The sequence below is a fragment of the Streptomyces sp. NPDC126499 genome (assembly GCF_040302485.1).
Taxonomy (GTDB): Bacteria; Actinomycetota; Actinomycetes; order Streptomycetales; family Streptomycetaceae; genus Streptomyces.
In genome coordinates this window covers 44,524-67,169 of sequence record NZ_JBEOUO010000017.1, presented here as the reverse complement: position 1 = coordinate 67,169, position 22,646 = coordinate 44,524, and the positions used below count along the sequence as shown (strand labels likewise).

Annotated in this window: 16 protein-coding genes; 6 read left to right on the top strand and 10 right to left on the bottom strand. The window is 73.3% G+C overall.

Features of this window, described 5'->3' with window-relative positions; all coding sequences use genetic code 11:
* Positions 1–43: 43 nt before the first annotated feature.
* Positions 44–211 carry a hypothetical protein gene (locus ABTZ91_RS24195; RefSeq protein WP_352079313.1) on the bottom strand — a complete coding sequence of 56 codons (168 nt, stop codon included), beginning with the start codon at positions 209–211 and terminating at the stop codon, positions 44–46.
* Between the two features lie 132 nt (positions 212–343).
* Positions 344–769 (bottom strand): aspartate 1-decarboxylase, encoded by a 426-nt coding sequence (gene panD, locus ABTZ91_RS24190; RefSeq protein WP_352079312.1) that lies wholly within the window; start codon positions 767–769, stop codon positions 344–346.
* 229 nt (positions 770–998) lie between these two features.
* Here panD and ABTZ91_RS24185 point away from each other — a divergent pair, with 229 nt between their 5' ends.
* The gene (locus tag ABTZ91_RS24185; protein WP_352079311.1) at positions 999–1,895 is read left to right on the top strand and encodes an MBL fold metallo-hydrolase; all 897 of its coding nucleotides are present in this window, start codon (positions 999–1,001) and stop codon (positions 1,893–1,895) included.
* Positions 1,896–2,035: 140 nt separating this feature from the next.
* On the opposite strand, the gene ABTZ91_RS24180 is transcribed toward ABTZ91_RS24185, so the two are convergent.
* From ABTZ91_RS24180 to ABTZ91_RS24170, 3 genes are read right to left on the bottom strand one after another with little or no spacing between them, the layout of a single operon-like run.
* Complete coding sequence (locus ABTZ91_RS24180; protein ID WP_352079310.1) at positions 2,036–3,322, bottom strand: MFS transporter; 1,287 nt, start codon at positions 3,320–3,322, stop codon at positions 2,036–2,038.
* Positions 3,312–7,313, bottom strand: coding sequence for an amino acid adenylation domain-containing protein (locus tag ABTZ91_RS24175; RefSeq protein WP_352079309.1), 4,002 nt, complete (start codon positions 7,311–7,313; stop codon positions 3,312–3,314). Before ABTZ91_RS24175 ends, ABTZ91_RS24180 begins: the two co-directional genes overlap by 11 nt.
* The gene (locus ABTZ91_RS24170) at positions 7,310–12,283 is read right to left on the bottom strand and encodes an amino acid adenylation domain-containing protein (RefSeq protein ID WP_352079308.1); all 4,974 of its coding nucleotides are present in this window, start codon (positions 12,281–12,283) and stop codon (positions 7,310–7,312) included. The genes ABTZ91_RS24175 and ABTZ91_RS24170 overlap by 4 nt, the downstream gene beginning before the upstream one ends.
* A 572-nt stretch (positions 12,284–12,855) precedes the next feature.
* On the opposite strand from ABTZ91_RS24170, the gene ABTZ91_RS24165 reads away from it, so the two are divergent.
* From ABTZ91_RS24165 to ABTZ91_RS24155, 3 genes are all read left to right on the top strand, one after another.
* On the top strand, positions 12,856–13,914 hold the full coding sequence (locus tag ABTZ91_RS24165; protein WP_352079307.1) for a MupA/Atu3671 family FMN-dependent luciferase-like monooxygenase: 1,059 nt from the start codon (positions 12,856–12,858) through the stop codon (positions 13,912–13,914).
* Positions 13,911–14,465, top strand: coding sequence for a flavin reductase family protein (locus tag ABTZ91_RS24160; RefSeq protein WP_352079306.1), 555 nt, complete (start codon positions 13,911–13,913; stop codon positions 14,463–14,465). The genes ABTZ91_RS24165 and ABTZ91_RS24160 overlap by 4 nt, the downstream gene beginning before the upstream one ends.
* 237 nt (positions 14,466–14,702) lie before the next feature.
* On the top strand, positions 14,703–15,560 hold the full coding sequence (locus tag ABTZ91_RS24155) for a hypothetical protein (protein WP_352079305.1): 858 nt from the start codon (positions 14,703–14,705) through the stop codon (positions 15,558–15,560).
* Between the two features lie 302 nt (positions 15,561–15,862).
* Here ABTZ91_RS24155 and ABTZ91_RS24150 read toward each other — a convergent pair whose 3' ends face one another.
* Together ABTZ91_RS24150 and ABTZ91_RS24145 are read right to left on the bottom strand one after the other, a co-directional pair.
* The gene (locus ABTZ91_RS24150; RefSeq protein WP_352079304.1) at positions 15,863–16,105 is read right to left on the bottom strand and encodes a DUF5302 domain-containing protein; all 243 of its coding nucleotides are present in this window, start codon (positions 16,103–16,105) and stop codon (positions 15,863–15,865) included.
* 70 nt (positions 16,106–16,175) lie between these two features.
* Entirely contained in the window at positions 16,176–17,591 is a 1,416-nt protein-coding gene (locus ABTZ91_RS24145) for a DEAD/DEAH box helicase (RefSeq protein ID WP_352079303.1), read from the bottom strand.
* Between the two features lie 323 nt (positions 17,592–17,914).
* On the opposite strand from ABTZ91_RS24145, the gene ABTZ91_RS24140 reads away from it, so the two are divergent.
* A complete protein-coding gene (locus ABTZ91_RS24140) occupies positions 17,915–18,772 on the top strand; it encodes a hypothetical protein (protein WP_352079302.1) in 858 nt (285 codons plus the stop codon).
* Positions 18,754–19,350, top strand: a complete 597-nt coding sequence (locus ABTZ91_RS24135) for a hypothetical protein (protein ID WP_352079301.1) — start codon at positions 18,754–18,756, stop codon at positions 19,348–19,350. Before ABTZ91_RS24140 ends, ABTZ91_RS24135 begins: the two co-directional genes overlap by 19 nt.
* A 208-nt stretch (positions 19,351–19,558) precedes the next feature.
* Here the strand turns inward: ABTZ91_RS24135 and ABTZ91_RS24130 are convergent, their stop codons facing one another.
* Genes ABTZ91_RS24130 through ABTZ91_RS24120 form a run of 3 tightly spaced genes read right to left on the bottom strand, consistent with a single transcriptional unit; the run spans position 19,559 to position 22,633 of the window.
* The gene (locus ABTZ91_RS24130) at positions 19,559–20,551 is read right to left on the bottom strand and encodes a glycosyltransferase (protein WP_352079300.1); all 993 of its coding nucleotides are present in this window, start codon (positions 20,549–20,551) and stop codon (positions 19,559–19,561) included.
* Positions 20,552–20,579: 28 nt separating this feature from the next.
* Complete coding sequence (locus tag ABTZ91_RS24125) at positions 20,580–21,425, bottom strand: polysaccharide deacetylase family protein (protein ID WP_352079299.1); 846 nt, start codon at positions 21,423–21,425, stop codon at positions 20,580–20,582.
* Positions 21,413–22,633, bottom strand: a complete 1,221-nt coding sequence (locus ABTZ91_RS24120) for a glycoside hydrolase family 113 (protein WP_352079298.1) — start codon at positions 22,631–22,633, stop codon at positions 21,413–21,415. The genes ABTZ91_RS24125 and ABTZ91_RS24120 overlap by 13 nt, the downstream gene beginning before the upstream one ends.
* Between the last annotated feature and the right edge of the window lie 13 nt (positions 22,634–22,646).

Below are 22,646 nucleotides of genomic sequence, written 5' to 3'. Positions count from 1 at the left end.
GGCTTCGGGGCAATCCCGGCCGCTTGTCGTCACCTCCCACGCGTCACAGCCCGGCGGGCCCCGGCTGAGGCTGCGGTTCCGGCTCGGGTACGGGGGCCGGGTTCGGCGGCGGTACGGGGCTGGGCGGCGGCACGGGCGGGGGCACCGGCGACGGGCCGGGCGGCGGGGTGGGCGACGGCGGCATCGGGTCGGGGACGGGGGGCTGGGTCATGACGCACTCCGGCACTCGGGGACGGGTCTCGGCTCCAAGCTTCACCCGGTCCGTGTGCCCCCGCCCCCAGGACCCATTCATTCGGGTGGCGCGGGACGCCGCACCCGCCGGGCGGGCGCGGCCGGGGCGGGGTCAGACCTGCGCGGGTACCGCGTGCGGCGGGCGGACGGTGTCGCTGCCCGGCACGGGGGCGGAGGCGTCACCGCCGAGTTCCACGATCCGGTTGTCGGCGTCGACGTGCACGACGCGCGGCACGAGGCTGCGCGCCTCGGCGTCCGTCACCTGCGCGTAGCTGATGAGGATCACGAGGTCGCCGGGGTGCACCAGATGGGCCGCCGCCCCGTTGATCCCGATCACACCGGAGCCGCGCTCGCCCTCGATGACGTACGTCTCCAGGCGGGCGCCGTTGTCGATGTCGACGATGTGCACCAGCTCGCCGGGCAGCAGGTCGGCGGCTTCCATCAGCTCGGCGTCGATCGTCACGGAACCGACGTAGTGGAGGTCGGCCTGGGTGACGGTGGCACGGTGGATCTTGGACTTGAATACCGTACGGAACACGAAGTTACTCCCGATTCGTCTGCTCCCTGCCTGCTTCTGCAGGTCAAGGGCGTTGTCGGGAGAGTACATCGACGGACACGTCCGGTCAGCTGTCGCGGGGTGTTGAAGGACTCACACCGCCTCCTTGCCGGAGGTCGTCGCCGCCGACGGGCTCGGTACGGCGAAGTAGCCGGAGCGGCCGCGACGCGGACGTTCAATCGGTGTCACACGGGGGGAGAGACCACTCATCATGAACACGCACACCACGGGATACGCACCAGCGGAATACGGCCGGGTCACCGTGCTCGTCGGCCCCGAGCGGGGCGCCTACCCGTACGGCAACTCGCTGCTCGTGCACGGCACGAACGCATCGCTGGTCGTGGATCCGTCGCTCTCGCTCGTCGACGCGGCGCCGCCCGCGGACCTGGTCCTCGTGAGCCACGCGCACGAGGACCACATCGCCGGTCTCGGAAGCTACGAGGTGCCGGTCCACGTGCACACGGGCGACCTCGAAGCGCTGCGGTCCCGCGACGTTCTCGTCGCCGGGTTCGGGCTTCCGCCCGACGCGGCCGCCGAGGCCGACAAGGCGATGCGGGACCGGTTCCACGTGCGGGGACGTCCGGACGCGCGGGGATTCGAGGACGGTGCCGTGTTCGATCTCGGCGGGCGCACGGTGACCGTCGTCCATCTGCCGGGCCATACCGCGGGCCACAGCGGCTTCCTGATCGAGCCGGACGGCTTCCTCTTCGTCGCGGACATCGACCTGACGTCGTTCGGCCCGTACTACGGTGATGTCGGCAGCAGCCTCGTGGATTTCGAGGCGTCGGTGCGCCGGTGCCGAGAGATCGACGCGCGCTGGTACGGCACGTCCCACCAGAAGGGCGTCATCGAGGGGGCCGCGGAGTTCCGGCGCCGGCTCGACGCCTTCGTCGGCGTGGTGGAGAGGCGGGACGCGACGCTCCTCGCGTTCCTCGGCGAGCCGCGGACCGTCGAGGAGATCGTCGAACACCGGCTGGTCTACCGCCCCCACGTCCAGGGACCGCACGTGAATCCGGCGGAGCGGAGGACGGCGGTGCAGCACCTGGACCGGCTGATGAGCGGCGGGCTTGTGACGGAGGTGGAGGAAGGGCGGTTCCGCGCGACATGAGACCGTCCGCGGTACCGGGTCGCCGGCTCGTCGTCACCGGGGCCGGACGCGGCCTTGGGCCGGTGCCCGAAACGTGACGCGCGGCGACGCCGGCGCTCTCGCGCGCAGTCGCCGCGGCCACGTCGGGCGAAGCGGCCCGCTCACGAGGCCCCGTCGAGCACCGCCTCCGGTCGCTGTTCGCCCGCTCCCGCTCCGGCGGGCTCGGCGCGCCGACGGGCTCGGGCCAGGGCGGCGACCGGGACGACCGTGCCCACGGCGGCCACGCCCCACCAGTAGGCGCCGCCCGCGCCGTGCTGGGCGGCGTACGTGAAGAGGGCGCCGCCCGCGAAGCCGCCGAGGGACTCGCCGGCGGTGGAGGCGACCTGACGGAAGTTGAACACCTCCACCATGGGGCGTTCGGAACCGAACTCCGCGAAGGCGGTGCTCACCATCGGGGTGAAGAGCATCTCCGCCACGGAGAACAGGACGACCGCGAGGTAGGCGGTGGTCAGCGCGGTGGTGCTCGCCCCGAGCGGGACGAACGCCGCCGCGAACACCGCGATGCCCAGCACGAGGAAGCGCATCGGCGACGCGCCGCGTTCAAGACCCCGGTTGGTGAAGGCGGACACCGCCATCTGCAGCACGACGATCAGCACCGCGTTCAGGGTGAAGAAACTCGCCCTGGCGGTCGCGGAGTCCGCGATGTGCGTGACGTGGATGGCGAAGGCCGAGAAGAACTGCCCGTACAGGAAACTCCCGGCCAGGGTGACCAGGGAGACGGTGCGGACCCTCCGGTCGGTGACCATGGCCTTGATCAACCCGAGCCGCAGCGGCTTGCGCGCGTCCCCGTCACCCGGACGCAGGCCGCTGGGCACGCACAGGCTCATGACGGCCGCGGAGACCCAGTAGATGGCGGCGACCAGCAGCAGGAGCCGCTTCTCGTGCGGGCCGTCGACCAGGAAGTTGGCGACGATCGGCCCCACCGCGGCGGAGACGTTGATCGCCACCTGGATACCGGCGAACACGGAGTTGCGCTCGCCCGCCGACTCCAGGGCCATCGCCACGTACATGCGTGCGGTGATGCCGTTCACGCTGATGCCGACGCCCGCGACCACGAGGAACAGCAGCGTGACGAGGGGGTGGGGCGAGAGCGGGAGCAGGGCGAAGCCCAGGCCGGCGAGGGTCAGCCCGCCGGGTATCGCCAGCCGGATCGGCAGCCGCTGGAGGAGCCCGGCGCAGAACAGCGACGCGCCCTTGTACGTGAAGGTGAACGTGAAAAGGGACGTGCCGATCAGCAGCGGCCCCACGCCCTGGTGCATGCGGCCCAGCAGGACCGGCAGCACCGGCAGCAGGCAGTAGAACCCGAGGTGGGACAGCAGGTAGTCGAGGACGACCGGTACGGCCACCTGGTTCTTGGTGCGCCTCGCGGCGCTCGTCTCAGTGGTCATCGTGCGGCTCTTCGAGGTCGTGGGGCGGGACGTCGTACCAGGCGGCGAGCCGGCCGGCGATCAGGGAGGCGAGCGCGTCGGCACGATGCTTGAGGAAGTAGTGGTCGCCGCCCGGGAGGACGGAGCACGTGACGGAGGGGGCGTAGCGCAGCCATGCGTGGTGGCGCTCCTCGTGCCCGGCGGTGCCCTCGTCCCGGTCGCCGACCACGCACAGCACCGGCGAGGTCAGGGGGGCGTCGACCCGCCCGGTGCGGTCGAACCAGTCGCGGGCCTGCTGGGCGTCGTGCCGCAGAGCCCGCAGGACGGTGGCCAGGAACGCCCCGTCGGCGTCCGCCGGCAGGGCCCCGGCGGTACGGAGATCCGCGAGGTACGCCTCGTCGGTCACCTCCGACGGGTCCGCCTCCTCCGGTCCGCGATCGGGGAGCTTCGCCCCGACGACGAGGGCACGGGCCGGAGTGCCGCGCTCCTGCAGCCGCAGGGCGACGGCCGTGGCCAGGGCCGCCCCGGCGCTGTGTCCGTACAGGACGGGCCGGAGGCCGAGCCCCGTGATCTCGTCCGCGAGCAGGTCGGCGGCGGCGTCGAGGGGCAGCAGGTCCTGGTCCCCGGCCGCCGGATCGTGCCCCGGGAGCTCCGCGGCCAGGACGGCCGCCCGGACGCCGAGCGCCTCGGCGAGCGGTTGGTACGCGGCGGCCGAACCGCCCGCGTACGGCAGGCACACGAGCGTGGGCGCGGCACCGTCCACGACGGCGGAACCCAGGCGGTGCAGCATCGGTGTGGGCGCATCGGAGGGTGTGGCCGTCCCGTTCGCCCGGCCGCGGTCGCGCCGGTCCAGCAGAGCGGACAGGCCGCGCACCGTGGGGTGGGTGAACAGGTCGATGACGCGCAGGGACGGGTGGGTGTCGCGGACGGCCAGGACCGCTTGGAAGGAGGTCCCGCCGAGCGCGAAGAAGTCGTCCTGCGCTCCCACGTCCGGGACGTCGAGGACGCGCCGCCACACCTGTGCGACGTGCTTCTCCGTGGGTGTCGCCGGAGGTTCCCGGTCCGCGCGGTCGGCGGCCACCGCGGGCACCGGCAGCGCCGCGCGGTCCACCTTGCCGTTGGGGTTCAGGGGCAGCGCGGCCAGCGGCGTCACGGTGGCCGGCACCATGTAGTCGGGCAGCCTGCCGCGCAGCGCCTCCCTGACGGACGCGGGATCGGCCGGGCCGGTGGTCCACGCGGCGAGCCGGCGGTCGTGGGCCTCGCCCACCGGAAGGACCACCGCCTCCTCCACACCGGGAACGTCCCGCAACGCGGAGGCCACCTCGGTGAGTTCGACCCGGAATCCGCGTACCTTCACCTGGTCGTCGAGACGGCCGAGGAACTCCACGAGACCGTCCTCGCGGACCCGGACGCGGTCACCGGTGCGGTAGCAGACGCCCTCTTGCGTGACCGGATCGGCCACGAACCGTTCGGCGGTCAGGTCCTCACGGCCCAGGTAGCCGCGGCTGACCGACGGGCCGCCGATCCACAGCTCCCCGGGCACGCCCACCGGCAGGGGGTGTCCCGCGCGGTCGACGACGTGGCAGCGCACGCCGGCCAGCGGACGGCCCAGCGGTACGGCGCCCCGCCTGGCCTCGGCGGGGACGTCCCGGACGTCCCCGCCGAGGACGGACACGGTGGTCTCCGTCGGCCCGTAGTGCACGTGCACGGTCAGGTCGGGCCGCGCCTCGCGGATCCGGTCCACGAGCTGCCACGGGCAGGGTTCCCCCGCGAGGACCAGCAGCCGCTTCGGGAGCAGCGCCGCCAGGTCGCCGTGCGCGGCCAGCATCTCCAGGTGGCTGGGCACCATCTTGACGGCGTCGACACGGTGCGTGGCGAGGTACGCGGCGTAGGCGGCGGGGTCGGTCGCCGTCTCCCGGTCCGGCATGTGCAGCGTGCCGCCGCCGGTGAGGGCGCCGAAGACGTTGGTCAGCCCGAGGTCGGCGGCGATGGTGGAGACCAGCGCGAAGGACGGGGATCCGTCGAGCGTGCCGCCCATGAGCTGCCGGAACGCCCCGAGGTAGTGGGCCAGATGACGGTGCTCGACGACGACGCCCTTCGGTTCGCCGGTGGATCCCGAGGTGAACAGCACGTAGACGGGGTCGTCCAGGCGGACGGGGGCCGTCTCCCGTTCGCCGCCGGGGGCGTGCGCGGGCGCGCCCGCCGCCAGGGTGAGCACGTGCGGCACCCCGTAGTCCTCGCCGGCGTCGCGGCTGCCGTCGGTGAGCAGCACGCGCGCGCCGGCGGCGGTGAGCATCCGGCGGGTCCGCCGCGCGGGGTAGGCCGGGTCCACGGCGACGTACGGCGCGCCCGCCTTGAGCACGCCGAGCAGCGCCGCGGTGAGCCGGCTGCCGCGTTCCATCATCACGCCGACCGGGAGCCGGGCGCCGCCCGTGAGCTCGGTGACGCGGCGCGCGACGTCACGGGCCGCGCGGTCCAGTTCGGCGTACGTGAGGGTGGCGTCGGAGCCGACGACGGCGACGGCGTCCGGGGTGCGCTCGGCCCACTGCTCGACGAGCCGGTGCACGGGGTCGGTGACGGGACGCTCCAGCGCCGGGCCCACCGTGGCGGGACCGGCGACCGAGCCCAGCGTGACCTCGGAGAGCGGCTGGTCGGGACGGTCGAGGAGCGAACGCAGGAGGGTGTGGAACCACTCGGTGAGCCGGACGGCGAAGCCTGCGTCGAAGAGCTCCGCCCGGTACACCAGGGCGCCCTTCAGCCCCTCGGGGCCGTGGTCGACGAGGTGCCAGGCCAGGTCGAACTTGGCCGTGGTGATGCGGCTCGCCCGCTCCTCCACGGTGAGACCGGGGAACCGCGCCTCGGTGCGGGCCGCGTCGAAGACGTTGAGCATGACCTGGAACAGCGGCGTCGTTCCCGCGGGACGCTCGGGTCGCAGGTGCGCGACCACGTCGCCGAACGGGGTCTCCGCGTGGGCGAAGGCGTCGAGGCAGGTGTCCCGGACGCGGGACAGCAGCTCGTACCAGGTCGGCTCGCCCGACAGGTCGGTCCGGATGACCAGGGTGTTGAGGAAGCAGCCGATCATTCCCTGGGTCGCCGGGTGGTGCCGGCCTGCCTCCGGTACGCCCACGGGAATGTCGTCGCTGCCGGACAGGCGGCCCAGGAGCACCTGGAGGACGGTCAGCACCACCATGAACGGCGAGCAGCCGGCCGAGGCGGCGAAGGCGCGGACGCGCTCGGCGGTCGCCCCGTCGAGCACCAGGGGCACCTCGCGGGCCCGCCAGCCGGCCTGCTCGTGCGGGCGTGCGGTGGGCAGTTCGAGGAGGGGCGGCAGCCCGGCGAGCCGGGCCGCCCACCAGTCGAGTTCCTCGGCATGCGAGTCGTCCTTCGCCGCCCGCCACGCGGCGTAGTCCTCGTACGTCACCTCCGGGCGCCGCGGGGCGGGGCCGCCCAGGGCCGCCGCGTAGCCGCGGGCGAGGTCGTCCAGGATCGTGGCGCGGGAGTACGCGTCCGCGGCGATGTGGTGCACGGCCAGGACCAGGACGTGGTCGTCGGCCGTCACCCGCAGCAGCGCCCCGCGCAGCGGCACGTCGCGGGCGAGGTCGAACGGCCGGGCGAGGACGTCGTGGATCGCCTGGTCCAGCTGGTCCGCGGTGACGGTGCGCTGCTCGACGGGCACGCTGTCCGGGGCCCGGCGCAGCGACCGTACGGAGCCGTCCGGGGCCGCCGTGACGGTGCTGCGCAGCACCGGGTGCAGGTCGGCGAGCCCGCGCACGGCGGCCGTCATGGCCGCCGCGTCGAGGGCACCGGTGAACCGCAGCACGAAGGGGACGTTGTACGCGGGGCTGTCCGGGTCGTACTGCGACAGCAGCCACATGGCGCGCTGCGCGGCCGTGAGCGGCGCGGGAGCCTCGGGGTCCGGCCGGCGCGGGATGACGTGGGCGTCCGGCTTCAGGGCCGAGGCGACACGGGCGGCGAGCAGCGCGCGCAGGTCGGGACGGGCCGGGGCGGTCATGCCTCACCGCCCGTGGCCTGGTCCTCCTCGAGCGCGGCGAGGGCGCGCTCCTCGACGGCGGCGGCGAACGCGGCCAGGACCCTGTGGTCGAACAGGAGCCTCACCGGCATCCGGACGCCGAGGGCGGTGCGCAGCCGTCCCATCACCATGGTGGCGGCGAAGGAGTGCCCGCCGAGCGCGAAGAAGTCGTCGTCCGCGTAGACCTGTTCGAGCTTGAGGATCTCGCACCAGACGGAGGCGACGAGTTCGGCGACCGGGCCCTCCGGCAGCGGCCTGGGACCGGTGGCCACGTGCTCCTCGGCCGCGGCGGGCTCGGGCAGCCGGGCGCGGTCGACCTTGCCGCTGGGCAGCGTCGGCAGGGTGTCCATCTCCAGCCAGCGGTGCGGGACCATGTAGGAGGGGAGCCGTTCGCGCAGGAATCCCTCCAGGCCGCGCAGGTCCGCCTGTCCGTCACGCCACACGACGTAGCCGGCGAGGTGCGCGTCCCCGTCCCGTACGACGGTGACGACGGCATCGGCGACGGCGGCGTGCGCACGGATCGCGGTCTCCACCTCGCCGAGTTCGACGCGGTATCCGCGCAGCTTCACCTGGTGGTCGCGGCGGCCCAGGATCTCCAGCCGGCCGTCGGGGAGCCACCGGGCGAGGTCGCCGGTACGGTAGCGCCGCTCCCCCGGGCACAGGGGGTCGGCCTGGAAGGCGGCCTCGGTCAGGTCGGGCCGGTTGCGGTAGCCGACCGCGACACCGGGGCCGGCGATCCACAGCTCACCGGTGACGCCGTACGGCGTGAGCCGGCCGCTGTCGTCGAGGACGTGGACGCGGTAGTGGGGCAGCGGTCGGCCGAGCGGGATGGTCCCGGAGGCGACGTCGGCGTCGGTGATGCGATGGGCGGTGGCCCAGATGGTGGCCTCGGTCGGGCCGTACATGTTCCACAGCTCGGCCACGCGGGGCAGCAGGCGCCCGGCGAGGGACGGGTCGAGGGCCTCCCCGCCGCTCATCACCCTCAGGTGCGCGCCGCCGGGCCACTCGACGGCCGCGAGGGTCCGCAGCAGCGTGGGCGTGCCCTGGAGGACGGTGACGCCGGTAGCGGCGATCCGGTCGGCGAGCAGGTAGCCGTCGACGGCGCAGGCCTGCTCGACCATGACGCAGCGTGCCCCGGTGGTCAGCGGGAACCAGATGCCGAGGTGGGCGACGTCGAAGGAGACGCCGGCGACGGTGAGCATCACGTCGGCGGGCGCCAGTCCGAACTCCCGCCGCATCGCGTCCAGATGGACGGCGAGGTTGCCGTGGGTGACCTCCACGCCCTTGGGACGGCCGGTGGAACCGGAGGTGTAGAGCAGGTAGGCGGTGTCCTCCGGGGCGGGGTCCTGCCGCGGGGCGCCGTCGGGGTTCGCCGTGGCGACGATCTCGTCGAGGTCGACGATCCGTATGCCGTCCTCGCCGGAGGCGAGCGCCCGGGCGGCGGCCAGACCGGCGCCGGCGGCCACGACGAGGCGGGCGCCGCTGTCGGTGAGCTGGTAGACCAGACGGTCCGCGGGGTGTTCGAGGTCGAGCGGCAGATAGGCGGCGCCGGAGCGGGCGACGCCGAGCAGGGCGGCGGGCAGCCGGTGCCCGGGTTCCATGCAGACGGCCACGACGTGGCCGCGGCCGAAGCCCTCGGCGGTCAGGAAGGCGGCGAGCCGTGCCGAGACGTCGTCGAGCTCCCGGTACGTGAGCTGTCCCTCCGGACCGGTCACGGCGATGGCGTCGGGCGAGGTGCGGGCAGGCTCCAGGACGGTGGGCACCAGGGTGCCGACGGCCCCGTCGTGGACCTCGCCGGTGCCCGCCTCGAGCAGCGACCGCTTCTCGCCGGCCTCCAGGACGTCGAAGCCGCTCACCGGGCGCTCCGGGTCCTCGACGGCGGTGCGCAGCACGCCGACGAGGCGGTCCGTGAAGCGCCTCGCGTCGTCCTCGGTGAAACGGTCGGCGTTGTACTCCAGGACCAGTTCGGGACCGTCGACGGTCCGGTTGACGAAGAGCGCGAGGTCGCTGAAGGAGCCGCCGCTGCGCAGCTCGCCGAGCAGCTCCACGACGACGCCGCCGTGCTTGACGGAGACGGGCACCTCGGTGGGCTGCATGCTGACGACGACCGGCGCCGCCGGTGTGCCGTGGGGACGCTCGATCGCCTCGATCATGCGCTCGGCCGGCAGGTCGCAGTGGGCCAGGGCGCGCAGCGTGGTCTCCGCGGCCTGTTCGGTGAGCCGGCGGAACGGGGTGGTCGCGGCCACGTCGATACGCAGCGGAAGCACGCCGACGAGCGGCCCGACGAGCCGGTCGGTGCCGGCCTCGGTGCGGCGGGCGTGCGCCGCGCCCACGAGCGTGTCGGTCCGGCCCGTCAGACGGGAGACCACAAGGCCGGTGGCGGCCAGGTACACGGCGAACGGGGTGACGGCGTGGGCGCTCGCGAAGGAGTCGACCTGTTCGGCGAGGCCGGTGGGGAGGGTACGCACGACGCGGGCGGATCCCCGGGAGGCGCCGGTCCCGGCGGACGAGGAGGCCGCGGCGCTTCCGGGGATGTCGTGCGGGGTGACGCTGCCGCTGAGCTCCGTCGTCCAGAAGGTCTCGTGGCGCTCGCGGCCGTGTGCGAAGGCCGCGGCCTCGTGGACCGCCAGGTCACCCGTCTGGAGCGCCGGCTCCGTCAGCCGGGGGGCGTCGGCATCGTCCCCGAGCAGGACCGCCAGTTCCCGCATCAGCACGCCGACGGACCAGCCGTCGAAGGCGATGTGATCGGCGACGACCACCAGTTCCGCCTCGTCGTCGCCGTGCCGGATCAGATCGGCACGCAGCAGGGGCGTGTCCGCCTCGATGTCGAAGTGGTGGCCCGCGGCGGCCTCGGCGAGTTCGGCGGCGCGCCGGACCCGCGCGTCACCGGGCAGCGCGCTCAGGTCGTGTTCGGCGACCGGTACGGCCTGGGCGTCGCGGACCTCGGCGACGACCTCACCGTCGCGCTCGACGACCGTGCTGCGCAGCACCTCGTGCCGTTCGGTGACGGCCGCCAGCGCGTCGCGCACGGCGTCGGTGCCGATCCGGCCGGTGAGCCGCAGACGAGCGGCCACCGTGGTGAGGCCGGCCGTGGCGTTGAGCTGCCGCATGGTCCAGAAGTCGCGCTGTGCGTCGGTGAGGGGGAACACCCGCCGCCCCGCGTGCCGCACGGGGGCCGAGGGCGCCTCGGTACCGGTGTCCGGCGTCACGGCCGCCGCCTCACGGATCCGGTCGGCCACCGCCGCGACGGTCTGGGCCGCGAGCACGTCCGCGAAGGGAAGACCGACTCCGAACTCCTCACGGATCCGGGCGCAGACCCGGGCAGCGGCCAGGGAGTGTCCGCCGAGGTCGGCGAACCGGTCGAGGACACCGACCGTCTCCAGTCCGAGGACTTCGGTGAAGACGGCGGCGAGCCGCTCCTCGGTCTCGTCGCGCGGCGCGACGAACCCGGTGCTCGCCTCACGGCGCGGGGTCACGGGCGGCAGTGCCGATCGGTCGGCCTTGCCCGTCGGTCCCATCGGGATCGCGTCGAGGGTGACGATGCGGGACGGCACCATGTAGCCGGGCAGGCGCGCGGCCACGTGGTCGCGCAGTTCGTCCTCCGCGGGGCCGTCGGCGTCGAGTTCGACGTATCCGGCGAGGAAGCGCACGCCGTCCTCGTCCGCGGGGGCGAGGACCACGGCGTTGCGTACGGCGGGGTGGCCGCTGAGCACGGCCTCGATCTCACCGAGCTCGATGCGGTAGCCGCGCACCTTGACCTGGTCGTCCATGCGCCCGAGGTAGTGGAACACGCCGTCGACCACCCGCACGAGATCGCCGGTGCGGTACGCGCGCCCGCCCCGTACGGTCGGGTCCTGGACGAATCGCTCGGCGGTGAGGTCGGGACGGTCGAGGTAGCCGCGGGTCAACAGGGGTCCGGCGACCCACAGTTCGCCCGCCTCGCCCTCGGGCAGCGGCTTGCCGTGTGCGTCCCGGACGTGGGCCTCGGCGCCGGCGATCGCCTTGCCGATGACGGGCTCCTCCGTGGCGTCGCGCGGGACCTCGGCCGCGAGGCAGTAGGTCGTCGCCTCCGTGGGGCCGTAGCAGTTGACGACGCGCCGAACCGAGGGGTTGGCGTAGATGCGGTCCGCCAGTGCCCTGGTCAGCGCCTCGCCGGCCGGGTTGACCGTGCGGACGGAGGGCGGCAGCGGCTCCCGGCAGAGCACGGCGAGGGCCGAGGGCACGCCGCAGATCATGGTGACCTCGTCGCGGGCCGGAAGGCCGGGCAGGGCCAGCAGGTTGTCGGCCAGGATCACGGTCCCGCCGCTCAGCAGGGGCGGGTAGAGCTCCATGACGGAGACGTCGAAGCACACGGAGGTGGCGGCGAGCATGCCGCTCCATTCCTCGGCCGTGTAGGTGGCGAGGGCCCAGTCCACGAGCTGGAGGGTGTTGCGGTGCTCGACCACGACGCCCTTGGGCCGCCCGGTCGAGCCGGACGTGTAGATGACGTAGGCGATGTCGTCGGGGGAGCCGGGAACCGCAGGGGCGCCGGAGGGTGCGTCGGCCACCTCGACGGAGTCCGGGAGCAGCCAGTCGGAGCCGGCCAGCCAAGGCGCCTCGGCGTGGCGGGAGTTGGTGATGACGTGGTGGACGCCGGCGTCCTCGCGGATGAGTGCCAGCCGGTCGTCCGGATAGGCGGGGTCCAGGGGGACGTAGCCGCAGCCGGTCTTCAGCACGGCCAGGAGGGAGGCGACCAGCCACTCGTCGCGGTCGAGGCAGACTCCGACGCGGGAGCCGGCGGTGGTGCCGCGGCGGGTGAGGGCCCAGGCGAGCCGGTTGGCCCGCTCGTCGAGCTCGCGGTAGGTCAGACGACGCTGACCCGAGATCACGGCGATGCGGTCCGGAGTGCGGCGGACCTGCGCTTCGAAAACCTCATGAATGCGCTGGGGCTTGTGGCCGGCAGGGGCGCTCACGAAGGCAGCCTTTCTTACGGGACCGGTGGGCGGAACGAGGCGTTCGGAGGCCGGAAACGGTCGAGAAACAGGGGCCGCGGCACTTGTGGTCAGCAAGGCGCGGCGCTCCCGGGGCTCTTGAGGCCAAGGGAGCAGCAAATGGCTTGAAGAGGCTGCCGGTCGAGCAGCCGTTCCCCCGGTTGCCGTCGGGACGCTAACACAGCACTTGATCAGGAATCGAGGCCGGTTGACACCAATATGCCCGAATCATTCACAGCAACTCGCGTAGATCTTCGGTTAATTGAACAATGAAGGGCCTGCCTAGAGGGCATGTCTTCGTAGCTTCCTCCACTTGACATCTCCTTGGGACCTCCGGATGAATGGTGATCACGCGGCTTGATCAAGGCCTTTCTCGCCATGATCGACATGCTCCGGTGGTCTTGAAGTGCGTGCCGTATGTCGGCCGTTCCGGTGCCCGGTCGCGTTTTCCCACCTTGCGAGAACCGTCTCGGCGGGCAGATCCCCAAGACCTCGGTGGACGCTCATCCCTCATCCGCAGACCAAGGACGGCCTGCGGAACTCCCGGAGATTTCATGGACTTCAGCCTGTTCTACTTCGCCAACGACAGCTCCGAGGAGAGCGCGTCAGGCCGATACGGCGTTCTGCTCGCCGGAGCCCGATTCGCCGACCGTCACGGCTTCGCCGCGGTCTGGACCCCGGAACGTCACTTCCACCCCTTCGGGGGCACGTACCCGAACCCGGCCGTGACGGGTGCGGCCGTCGCGGCGGTCACCGAGCGGGTCGCCGTACGCGCGGGAAGCGTGGTGGCACCCCTCCACCACCCCGCGCGGATCGCCGAGGAGTGGTCCGTGGTCGACAACATCTCCGGAGGGCGAGCCGGCGTCTCCTTCGCCTCCGGCTGGCATCCGGTCGACTTCTCCCTGCGTCCCGAGGCGTTCGAGAAGCGCAAGAGCGTCATGGCCGAGACCATCGAGCAGGTGCGCGCGCTGTGGCGCGGCGAGCCGCTCTCCGTCACCGACGGCGTCGGCCGCCCCGCCGAGATCCGCACCTTCCCGCCGCCGGTACGCGGCGAGCTCCCCGTCTGGGTCACCAGCGCCGGCGGCGTCGAGACCTTCCGGGCCGCGGGCGAGCTCAGGGCGGGACTGCTCACCCACCTGCTCGGGCAGGACCTGGACGAACTGGCCGGGAAGATAACGGAGTACCGCGCCTCGCACGCCGCCGCCACCGAGGGCGAGCGGGGTCATGTCGTGCTCATGCTGCACACCCTCGTCGGCGAGGACAGGGAACGCGTCCGGGACGCCGTCCGCGAACCGATGACGGCGTATCTGCGCAGCTCGTTCCACCTCATCGCCAAGTCGATGCCCGACATCCCGGCCGACTTCGACATCGACTCCCTCGACCCCGAGGACCTCGACTTCCTCTTGGAGCGCGCCTTCGACCGCTACTTCGAGACCGGCGGCCTCTTCGGTACCGTCGAGGACGCCGCCCGGATGGTGGACAGGCTCAGGGACATCGGAGTCGACGAAGTCGCCTGCCTGGTCGACTTCGGCCTGCCGGACCAGCAGATCCTCGACGGCCTGCACCACCTCGCGCGGCTGCGCGAGACGGTGCGGCAGGGAGCGGCGCGATGACCGCCACCCTGCGCGGGCCCGCCCCCGGGCACGACGCCCTCGTCGCGAGCGACACCGATCTGCCCACCGCGTTCCGGCGACTCGCCTCCCACTTCCCCACAGGGGTCACCGTGGTCGCGACCATGATGGACGGCAGGCCGTACGGGACCACGGTGAACTCCTTCACCACCGTGTCCACCGACCCGCTCTCCGTGCTCGTCTGCCTCAACCGGAACGGTCGCCTCAATCGTCGTCTGCGAGCGTCGGGGCACTTCTCCGTCAGCCTGTTGTCCGAGCAGCAGGAGCACACCGCGCGGTGGTTCGCCGACTCCCGCCGCGGCGAGGCGGCCGACGAGTTCGGCGGGGAGGAGTGGCACACCGCGCCCCGCACGGGAAGTCCGGTGCTCGCCTCGGCTGTCGGCTACTTCGACTGCAGGGTCAGCCAGTTGGTCGACGCCGGCACCCACGACGTCGTCATCGGCGAGGTGCTCGACCTCGGACACCTCAACGACAGGCCGCCGCTGCTGTTCTGGCGGAGCAAGCTGGGGGCCGTGGCGACGTTCGCCCGGTGACGCGAACGCCGTCGACGGCGCTGCGGAGATGTTGTGTGGCGGGGGCGTCGGCGGCGGTCTCGTGATGTCAGTGATGCCGTGTACGTTCGGGGACGAGTTCAGTCACACCTGGGTGGATCGGAGAGCGAGGGCCAGCTTGTGGTACGGAACAAGCCGATAACACGCAGCGGACATCTCAGGGGCAGACCCGGTGACTTCTGGGAACTCGCCGAGCTCAGGGATTCCGGAATCCTGGCGGTGCAGTCCGGCATCCGAGCCGATCGACGGGCTTCACATGCCAGCCTGCTGATGCGGACAGCGAACATCACCCAGGACGCCGCAGGTTGGCGCACGGACGGTCTGCTGCACTACCTGGGCGCTTCTCCTGTCTTCGACCGCCCTGTACAAGGCTGGGATGCTCTGAGCCATCCGTCGAATTCTCGGCTCCTCGCGGCAGCCGAAGAGGGCCGCCCCCTCCACGTATTCGAGACAGGAAGGCGCACCGCACGATATATCGACGAGTTCATCCTAGAAGATGTGGGACCATCTCAGCCCCTCCGGGTCGGGACTGGTTTCGCCTGTCCACCTGTCTTCAGGTTGCGTCCCACGGAGACCGTGGCCCATGTGCCTGGGCAGCTCGCCGCTGTCTGCGACGCGCAGGTCGTGAGCTTCAGGCCGGTCGAGCGTAGCGATTTGCTGTGCGATCAGAGCGCCCTGGATACCGCAAAGCTCCGCCCGGAGAGCAGACTTGTCCTCAGATTCTGCCGCCACCTGAACCGAGGCGGCCATTCGACCCTCAGTCTGCAGATCAGGCATACACCTGATCACGCTCCCATGTTCACGGACATGTGGGTGGACTCGGCTTATCTCCTGATCGAGGCGAAAGCGAAACCCGATCGGGAGAGCGTCCGCATGGCACTGAGCCAGTTGGCCGACTACACACGTTTTCTGGACCACCCAAAGAAGGCAGTCCTGTTGCCCGAACGGCCGACGCCCGACGTGATTGCTCTCGCGCACTCCCAGCAGTCCGCGGTCATCTGGCCCACTGCCGGGGGCCGTTGGCTGTCGAGCATCGGCTGGCTCAGTCAACTCGGCATCTCTCAGGCCCCAGGGTAACTGCACACTCAGTGCAGGGGCCCTGGCAGGCAGGTCCGTGGTCACCGCCTCGCCGTGGTCCGGCGACGACCGGCCCCTCACTGTTCACGTTTGACGAGCGGCGCACGGCCTTGCGACTGCTGCGGCTCCTGATGCTGCGCGCGGATGTCTCCGGTCGCCTCGGTGAGGAGGGAACCGCAAGGACGGCGCTCGCCGGGGCCGCCGCGGTCCGACTCACCGCAGAGGAGCGGGAGCCGGTTCGCGACGGCCTCGAGCGGCTACGAGGCTGAGGCCGGCGTCAAGGAAGGCGAGGCCTCGAAGGCTCAGCCGCCGCTCTTGCGGCGGAAGGAGCGCTGGCTCGCGGCCGGACCGTGGGCCGCGCGGACCTTCGGCGCGTTCGGGTTGGCGGCGCCGTCGGCCGTGTCCGCCTGAGCGCCCTGCTTGCGCGCCAGGGCTTCGCGGAACCTGCGCTTGAGGTCGTAGTTGCCGTCGTTGTCGGGCGCCACCGGGGACGTCTCCGGGGCGGCCGGCTCCGAACCTTCGGTCGTCTCGGGTTCTGCGGTCATGGTGACCTCCTGGGTTCGGTTGTGGGCAGGCACAGCTTGTCATGCCGGACGAGGTGCGGTGTGCCGGCCCTCAGCCGTTGCGGCGCACGAGGGCGGCCTTGCGGGCCTCGGCGAGCTTGCGGGCCTCGCCGGCCTTGCGGGACCTGCCGCCGGCGCCGCGGGAGGTGTCCTTGCTGGTGCCAAGGCCGCGGAAGGGCGTGTTGGTGTTCTTGGGGCGCGGGACGGCGGGCCCGCCGTCGAGCGGGGTGCCCGAGGGGGCCTTGGCGCCGGTGATCCGGCTCAGGGCCGCCTCGCCGGAGCGCACCTTGGTGACGGTGGGCTCGATGCCGGCCTCGGTCATCATCCGGCTGGTCTCGCGGCGCTGCCCCGACAGGACGAGCGTGACCACGCTGCCGGACTCGCCGGCGCGGGCGGTGCGCCCGGCCCGGTGGACGTAGTCCTTGGGGTCGGTGGGAGGGTCGACGTTGACCACGAGGTCGAGGTCGTCGACGTGCAGGCCACGGGCGGCGACGTTGGTCGCCACGAGTACGGTGAGCCCGCCGTTCTTGAACTGCGCCAGGGTCCGGGTGCGCTGGGGCTGGGACTTGCCGCTGTGCAGCGCCCCGGCGTGCACCCCGTGGGCCCGCAGGTGCCGGGTGAGCTGGTCGACGCCGTGCTTGGTGTCGAGGAACAGCAGCACGCGGCCGTCGCGGGCGGCGATCTCCGTGGTGACGGCGTAGCGGTCGGGGCCGTGCACCACCAGCACGTGGTGCTCCATCGTCGCGACCGCGCCGGCGGACGGGTCGACCGAGTGGACGACGGGGTCGTGGAGGTGGCGGCGGACCAGCTCGTCGACGTCACGGTCCAGGGTGGCCGAGAAGAGCATCCGCTGACCGTCGGGGTGCACCTGGTCGAGCGCGTCGGCGACCTGCGGCAGGAATCCCAGGTCGCACATCTGGTCGGCCTCGTCGAGGACCGTGATCCGCACCCGTCCCAGGCGGCAGGCCTTGCGCTCGATCAGGTCGTGCAGGCGTCCCGGGGTGGCGACGAGCACCTCGGCTCCCTCGCGGAGCTCGGCGATCTGCCGCCCGATCGACATGCCGCCGACGACCGTGGCCATGCGCAGCCGCAACGCCTCGGCGTACGGCGCGAGCGCCTGGGTGACCTGCTGGGCCAGCTCCCGGGTCGGCACGAGGACCAGCGCCAGGGGCTGCTTGGGTTCGGCGCGCCGGCCGGCCGTGCGGGTCAGCAGCGGAAGGCCGAAGGCGAGCGTCTTGCCCGATCCGGTGCGCCCGCGCCCCAGGACGTCACGGCCCCGCAGAGCGTCGGGCAGGGTGGCGGCCTGGATCGGGAAGGGTTCGCGGACCCCGAGGTCGCCCAGGGTCCGCAGCACCTCCGCCGGCAGTTCGAGGTCGGCGAAGGAGGCGACCGGGGGCAGCGCCGCAGCCGGGGCCTCGGTGGGGGCGGGACCGCCGTGAGCGGTGCCGGAGTCGTCCGGATGATTCATGAACAGCCTTCCGCAGAAAGACGTACCGAGGAAGGCCCGGCAGGTTTCGACGGCCCGCGACAGCGGATCCGAACGGACAAAATCGCCCACCGCGACGACCACGCAAACGCATGACACTAGCACACGGGCGGGACGGCGCACTCTCCGCCGGCCGGCGGGAGCCGCCCGGGACCCGGCGCCGCACACGAAGCGCGCGAACGTCCGAAGATCACCACAGGAGCATCACACCGGCTCCGCACGGTCCTTCGAAGCCTTGGTTAGCGTTGCAGGGCTCGAATCCGTTTGCGAACGTGACCGGGCCGCGGGCCCCACGGGTCGGCGGCGTGTCGACCCCGAAAGACGCGGAGATGGACTACTGCTCGTCGTGCCGCCGGCATCTCAACGGCGCTCTGGTGTGCCCCGGATGCGGCGCCTACGCCCCGGACATCGCCCCGACCACCGCCGGCGGCCGCATCGTCCCGGCCCGCGGCGCCGCCCGGGCGGCGGGCGAGTCGGCGCCGGTGGGTGCCGTCCTGGACGGAGGTCCGGGGAACGACGCCGCCGTGGAGCTCGCGGGGGTCCCGACGGCGGCCGAGGGGCGGGCGGCACGGCGTCGGCAGCGGGCCCGCTGGAAGAAGAACCAGCGCCGGGCCGTGGTCGCCACCGCCGTCGCGCTCGTGGGCGGTGGTCTGACGATGAGCGCGACGGACCGGCAGGGGGGCGACCGTGCCCAGGCGGCCACGGCGCCCCAGGATCCGGGTGCGGGCGCCACCGAGGAGCAGGTGGAGCAGGGCACCCCTCCCCCGTCGGCCCTGCCCGCCGTCCAGCGCCCGTCGGCGGCTCCGACGGCGGACCGGTCGCACCGGCAGGGCACGGTGGCGGCCCCGCGGACGGCGTCGCCGGATGCCGAGGCGCATGCCGCCGCCCCGCGTCAGAGGACGCTGCCGCAGGCCGCGCAGCCGCCGAGCACCCCGCCGACCGTCTCCGCCCCCACCCGCGCGACCGCGCCGGACACCACGGCCCCGCGGACCCAGCCTCCCGCCACCGCCGACCAGGAGCCGACGGCCCCTCCCGGCACGACGCCCGACACCACACCGGATACGGCACCGGGCACGACGTCGGGCACGGCACCTGGCACGGCGTCGCCCTCGACCTCGCCGTCGGAGCTCTGCCTGCTCGTGGTGTGCCTTCCGCTCTCCTGACCTGCCGGCTGCTCTGCCTTCGGACCGGCCCGCACCGGCCGCCACCGGCCCGCACCGTCCGTCAGGTGGTGCGGGGGTGGAAGGTGGCCTCGCCGGCGAGGCGGATGCCGACCCGCCGGCCCGGGCCGACGCGGAGCGGGCTCGGGTTCGTCGAGGCGCCCGTCTACATCCTGCCGGCCGTGACCGCGCTGCTCGCCGCGCCCGCCGTGCACCGCCTGGAGCGCCGCTTCCCGTACGGGCTGCCGCCGGCCCTCCTCGGGCTCGGTCTGTTCACCCGGCACGAGCTGGTGGGGCTGCCGGACCGGGCCCGGATCACCGACGCGGTCACCGTGTTCTGGCTCTTCGCGCTCGGCTGGGCCGCCGCCCGGGCCCGGAACCTGCCGCACCGGCTCGTGGTGACGGCCGTCGCGCCGGCCACCGTCCCCGGCTTCTTCCCCGGCGAGCCGCGTCGGGAGCTGTTCGTCATGGCGGGCTTCTGCCTGCTGGTGTGGTTTCCGACGCTGCCGAGCGTCCGCCGGGTCAACCAGCTGGCCGGCCTGCTCGCGGGCAGTTCCCTCGCCATCTATCTGACGCAATGACAGGTCTACCCGCTCGTCGACGGGCTGTCGAAGCACCTGGCGCTGGTGGTCTCCCTGGCGTTCGGCATCGGCTACGCGGCGGCCGTCGCGCGGCTCGTGCCGTACGTCCGTGGACCGCGTTGCCTCTCCGGACCGCGCCGCCGGACCCGAGGCGCCCGCACGGGCGGTGCGGGCGGCGTCCGGGCCGCTGAGGCCGGCCGCGCGGACGTCACCGGGGCGCCGGGGCGCCGGTCGCCTCCTCCAGGGCACGGGTGTATTCGAGGTCCCAGACCAGGCTGAAGGCCGCGAGCGAGGGCCGGTCGACGTGCAGGGCGTGGAGCAGGCAGCCGACCGCGATCGCACCGGCGACGGCGCACCGGCGGGCCACCGCCGGGCGGCAGAGCCGGCGGGCGAGGCGCAGCAGCCAGTGGCGTCGCCCGAGGCCCTCGCGGACCGAGGCCAGGCGGTGGGCGTCGGGCACGAGCTGGTCGATGAGGACGTCGAAGCGGGCGCTGAGGGCGGCGATGCGGGTCCAGGACCGCAGGGTGCGGTCGCTGTCGTGCCAGACGACGGCGGCGGGGTCGAAGGAGAAGCGGCAGCCGAGCCGGGAGAGCCGGAAGCCGAGTTCGATGTCCTCCTGCCGGGCCAGCCGCTCGTCGAAGCCGCCGACGGCCAGGAAGTCGGCGCGCCGGACCGCGAGGTTGCCGGTGTAGCAGTGGGTCCACGCGGGCGTGCTCTCGCCGCGCGCCAGGCGGGCGTACTCGCGTCCCAGGCGGTCGGCGTCCCAGTGGGTCCAGGGCGGCAGGCGCCGCCGGGGCGGGGCGAGGATCGGGCCGAGGGACACCGCGGGTCCGGCGGCCCTCGTCAGTGCGGCGCGGTGCCGGGCGACGAGTTCGGGGCGGGAGACGCAGTCGTCGTCGATGAACAGCACGTACGGCGCGTCCGACAGGGCCACGCCCTGGTTGCGGCTCGCGCCGGGGCCTTTCGACTCCTCGTTGCGGACGACCCGGATCGGGAGCGGCCTTCGGCCGGGGCGGGCCGTGCCGATGCGGGGGGCCAGCGGGTCCCGGCCGCCGTCGTCGACCAGGATCACCCCGAAGCGGGGGAAGGTCTGCTGCCGCAGCGCGTCGAGACAGGCGTCGAGTTTGCGTGCCGGGCGGTCGCGGGTCGCGATGACGACGTCCAGCTCGGTGTCGTGTGCTGATCCCTGTATGTCCGCCATCACGTCCGCCTTCCCGGTGTGCGCGTGCTCAGCGTTCCTCGTCGGTGGTCCCGTCGCGGCGCCACCTGGGGTGTTCGGGGGGTACGTAGTGGGAGAGCCAGACCGTGCGGTGCGGCTTCCCGGTGGTGAGCAGGTCCGACACGGTGGTGGTGCGCAGTCCGCGTCGCTCCAGGCCGCCGAGGAGGAGTTCCGCCATGCGGGGCGGCCGGACGGCCCGGGATCCGTCGGGGGCCCCGGAGTCGGGGGGCTCGTCGGCGGCGGCGCGTCCGTCGTGCGCGAGGACGATGGTGCCCGCGGCGGCGTCGGCGAGGACGCGGTCGGCGACCTGCCGCTCGTCCTCGCCGCACCAGTCGAGGCTGTCGAGGTCCCAGACGACGCAGTCGAGCCCGGCGGCCCTGACGCCGAGGTAGGTCCGCAGTGTCTGCGCCCCGAACGGGGGCCGGAACAGCGTGACGGGAGCCCCGGCGATGGCCGCGAGCTCCGCCGCCGCCGCTGTGAGGCGGTCCCGTACCGCCCGGCGTGACAGGTGGACGAGGCTCCGGTGGTCGGCGCCGTGCAGGGCGACCTCGTGACCCTCGGCGACCACGCGGCGGACGAGTCCGGGGTTCCGGCGGGCGTTGTACAGGAGCATGAAGAACGTGGCGTGCGAGGCCCGTTCGGCGAGGACGTCGAGCAGCTGCGGGGTCCAGGTCCGGTCGGGGCCGTCGTCGAAGGTCACGGCGACGTACGGCAGGTCCGTGCGCACCCGCCGGACCGATCCGAGCCAGGGCCCGGCGACCGCGTCGACGGCGTACCGCGCCGCTCGGCGGCCCCGTGGCCCGAGCGCCCGCCGCAGGGCCTCGGCCGGGCCCGGTGTGCCGGTCAGCTCCACCATCGGCGCACCACCTCCTCGGCGGTCTTCCCGCGCGGCGTGTAGTCGAGGGAGTCGTCCTGACTGCCGTGGGGCGTCACGTCCCAGACCCACCAGAAGACGCCGGCCCACCAGGGCTCGTCCCGGAAGCTCCGCAGCAGCGCCTCGTAGCCCGCGGCCTGTTCCGCCTGGTCCACGGTGGTGCTGACCGTCCACGAGTACGGGGCGGTGGTGGTGCCCCGCTGGCTGACGTATCCGGCTTCGGTGAACAGGATCGAGCGGCCCCGTTCGGCGGCGAACGCGGCCAGTTCCTCGCGGAGGGGCTTCCAGGCCCGTTCCAGGGCCGCCACGTCCCGGGTCGGCTGCGTGCTGAGGGGCCAGTAGGCGTCGACGCCGATGAGGTCGACGGCGTCCCAGAAGGCGACGCGGGGGTACTCCTCGTAGTTGGCGGCGTACACCAGCGGCCCCGGGTACCGGTCCCGTACGGCGTCGATGACGGCCAGCCAGGCGTCCCGGTCCCCCGACACGCCCTGGAGTTCGGTCCCCACGGCGAACTGGTCCGCTCCGGTGCGGGCGGCGAGATCCGCGTAGTGGGTGATGAACGCGGTGTAGGAGGCGAACCACCGCGCGGGGTCGCGGGGCCGGATGAGGACCCGGCTCTCGGCGTGCGGCAGGTCGATGTGCGGTTTGAGCAGGACCTTCAGTCCGCGCTGGTGGGCCAGGGCGATCACCTTCCGCACGCCGGTGTCGTCGGGCGTCTGCCAGACGGCACCGGCGGGCGCGCGGGTGATCTCGTGGGCGTCGGGGCCGCTCTGGTACCAGGTGGGGGTGATCTGGATCCAGTCCGCGCCGATGCCGGTGATCTGCCGGAGCCGGTCCTCGATCACGCGCGTGTCGCCGTAGCCGTCACGGGAGTACGTGGGCAGGGCGAAACCGTGCTGCCGCTGCTGCGCCGGGCCGGACGCGGGGTCCCCGGAGCTTCCGGACGTCCCCGTGGTGACGAGCACGACGCTCAGCACGAGGCTCAGGACGGCGCCGAGGGCGGCGCCGGCCAGGATCCGGGCGCGACGCCTGGACCGGCCGCGCGGAGCGGGGCCGATGTCGCGGGGCGCGGGGCCGATGCCGTACGGCGGGGCGCCGTTGTCGCGGGGCGCGGGGCCGTTGGCGTGCGGCGGGGCGCCGTTGTCGCGGGGCGCGGGGCCGTCGTCGCGGGGGAAGCCGGTGGCCGGCACGGGCGCATCACCT

Coding starts and splice junctions, on each gene's coding strand:
- ABTZ91_RS24195 (WP_352079313.1), bottom strand. CDS start 211: ATGACCCAGCCCCCCGTCCCCGACCCGATGCCGCCGTCGCCCACCCCG.
- ABTZ91_RS24185 (WP_352079311.1), top strand. CDS start 999: ATGAACACGCACACCACGGGATACGCACCAGCGGAATACGGCCGGGTC.
- ABTZ91_RS24180 (WP_352079310.1), bottom strand. CDS start 3,322: ATGACCACTGAGACGAGCGCCGCGAGGCGCACCAAGAACCAGGTGGCC.
- ABTZ91_RS24175 (WP_352079309.1), bottom strand. CDS start 7,313: ATGACCGCCCCGGCCCGTCCCGACCTGCGCGCGCTGCTCGCCGCCCGT.
- ABTZ91_RS24165 (WP_352079307.1), top strand. CDS start 12,856: ATGGACTTCAGCCTGTTCTACTTCGCCAACGACAGCTCCGAGGAGAGC.
- ABTZ91_RS24160 (WP_352079306.1), top strand. CDS start 13,911: ATGACCGCCACCCTGCGCGGGCCCGCCCCCGGGCACGACGCCCTCGTC.
- ABTZ91_RS24150 (WP_352079304.1), bottom strand. CDS start 16,105: ATGACCGCAGAACCCGAGACGACCGAAGGTTCGGAGCCGGCCGCCCCG.
- ABTZ91_RS24145 (WP_352079303.1), bottom strand. CDS start 17,591: ATGAATCATCCGGACGACTCCGGCACCGCTCACGGCGGTCCCGCCCCC.
- ABTZ91_RS24130 (WP_352079300.1), bottom strand. CDS start 20,551: ATGGCGGACATACAGGGATCAGCACACGACACCGAGCTGGACGTCGTC.
- ABTZ91_RS24125 (WP_352079299.1), bottom strand. CDS start 21,425: ATGGTGGAGCTGACCGGCACACCGGGCCCGGCCGAGGCCCTGCGGCGG.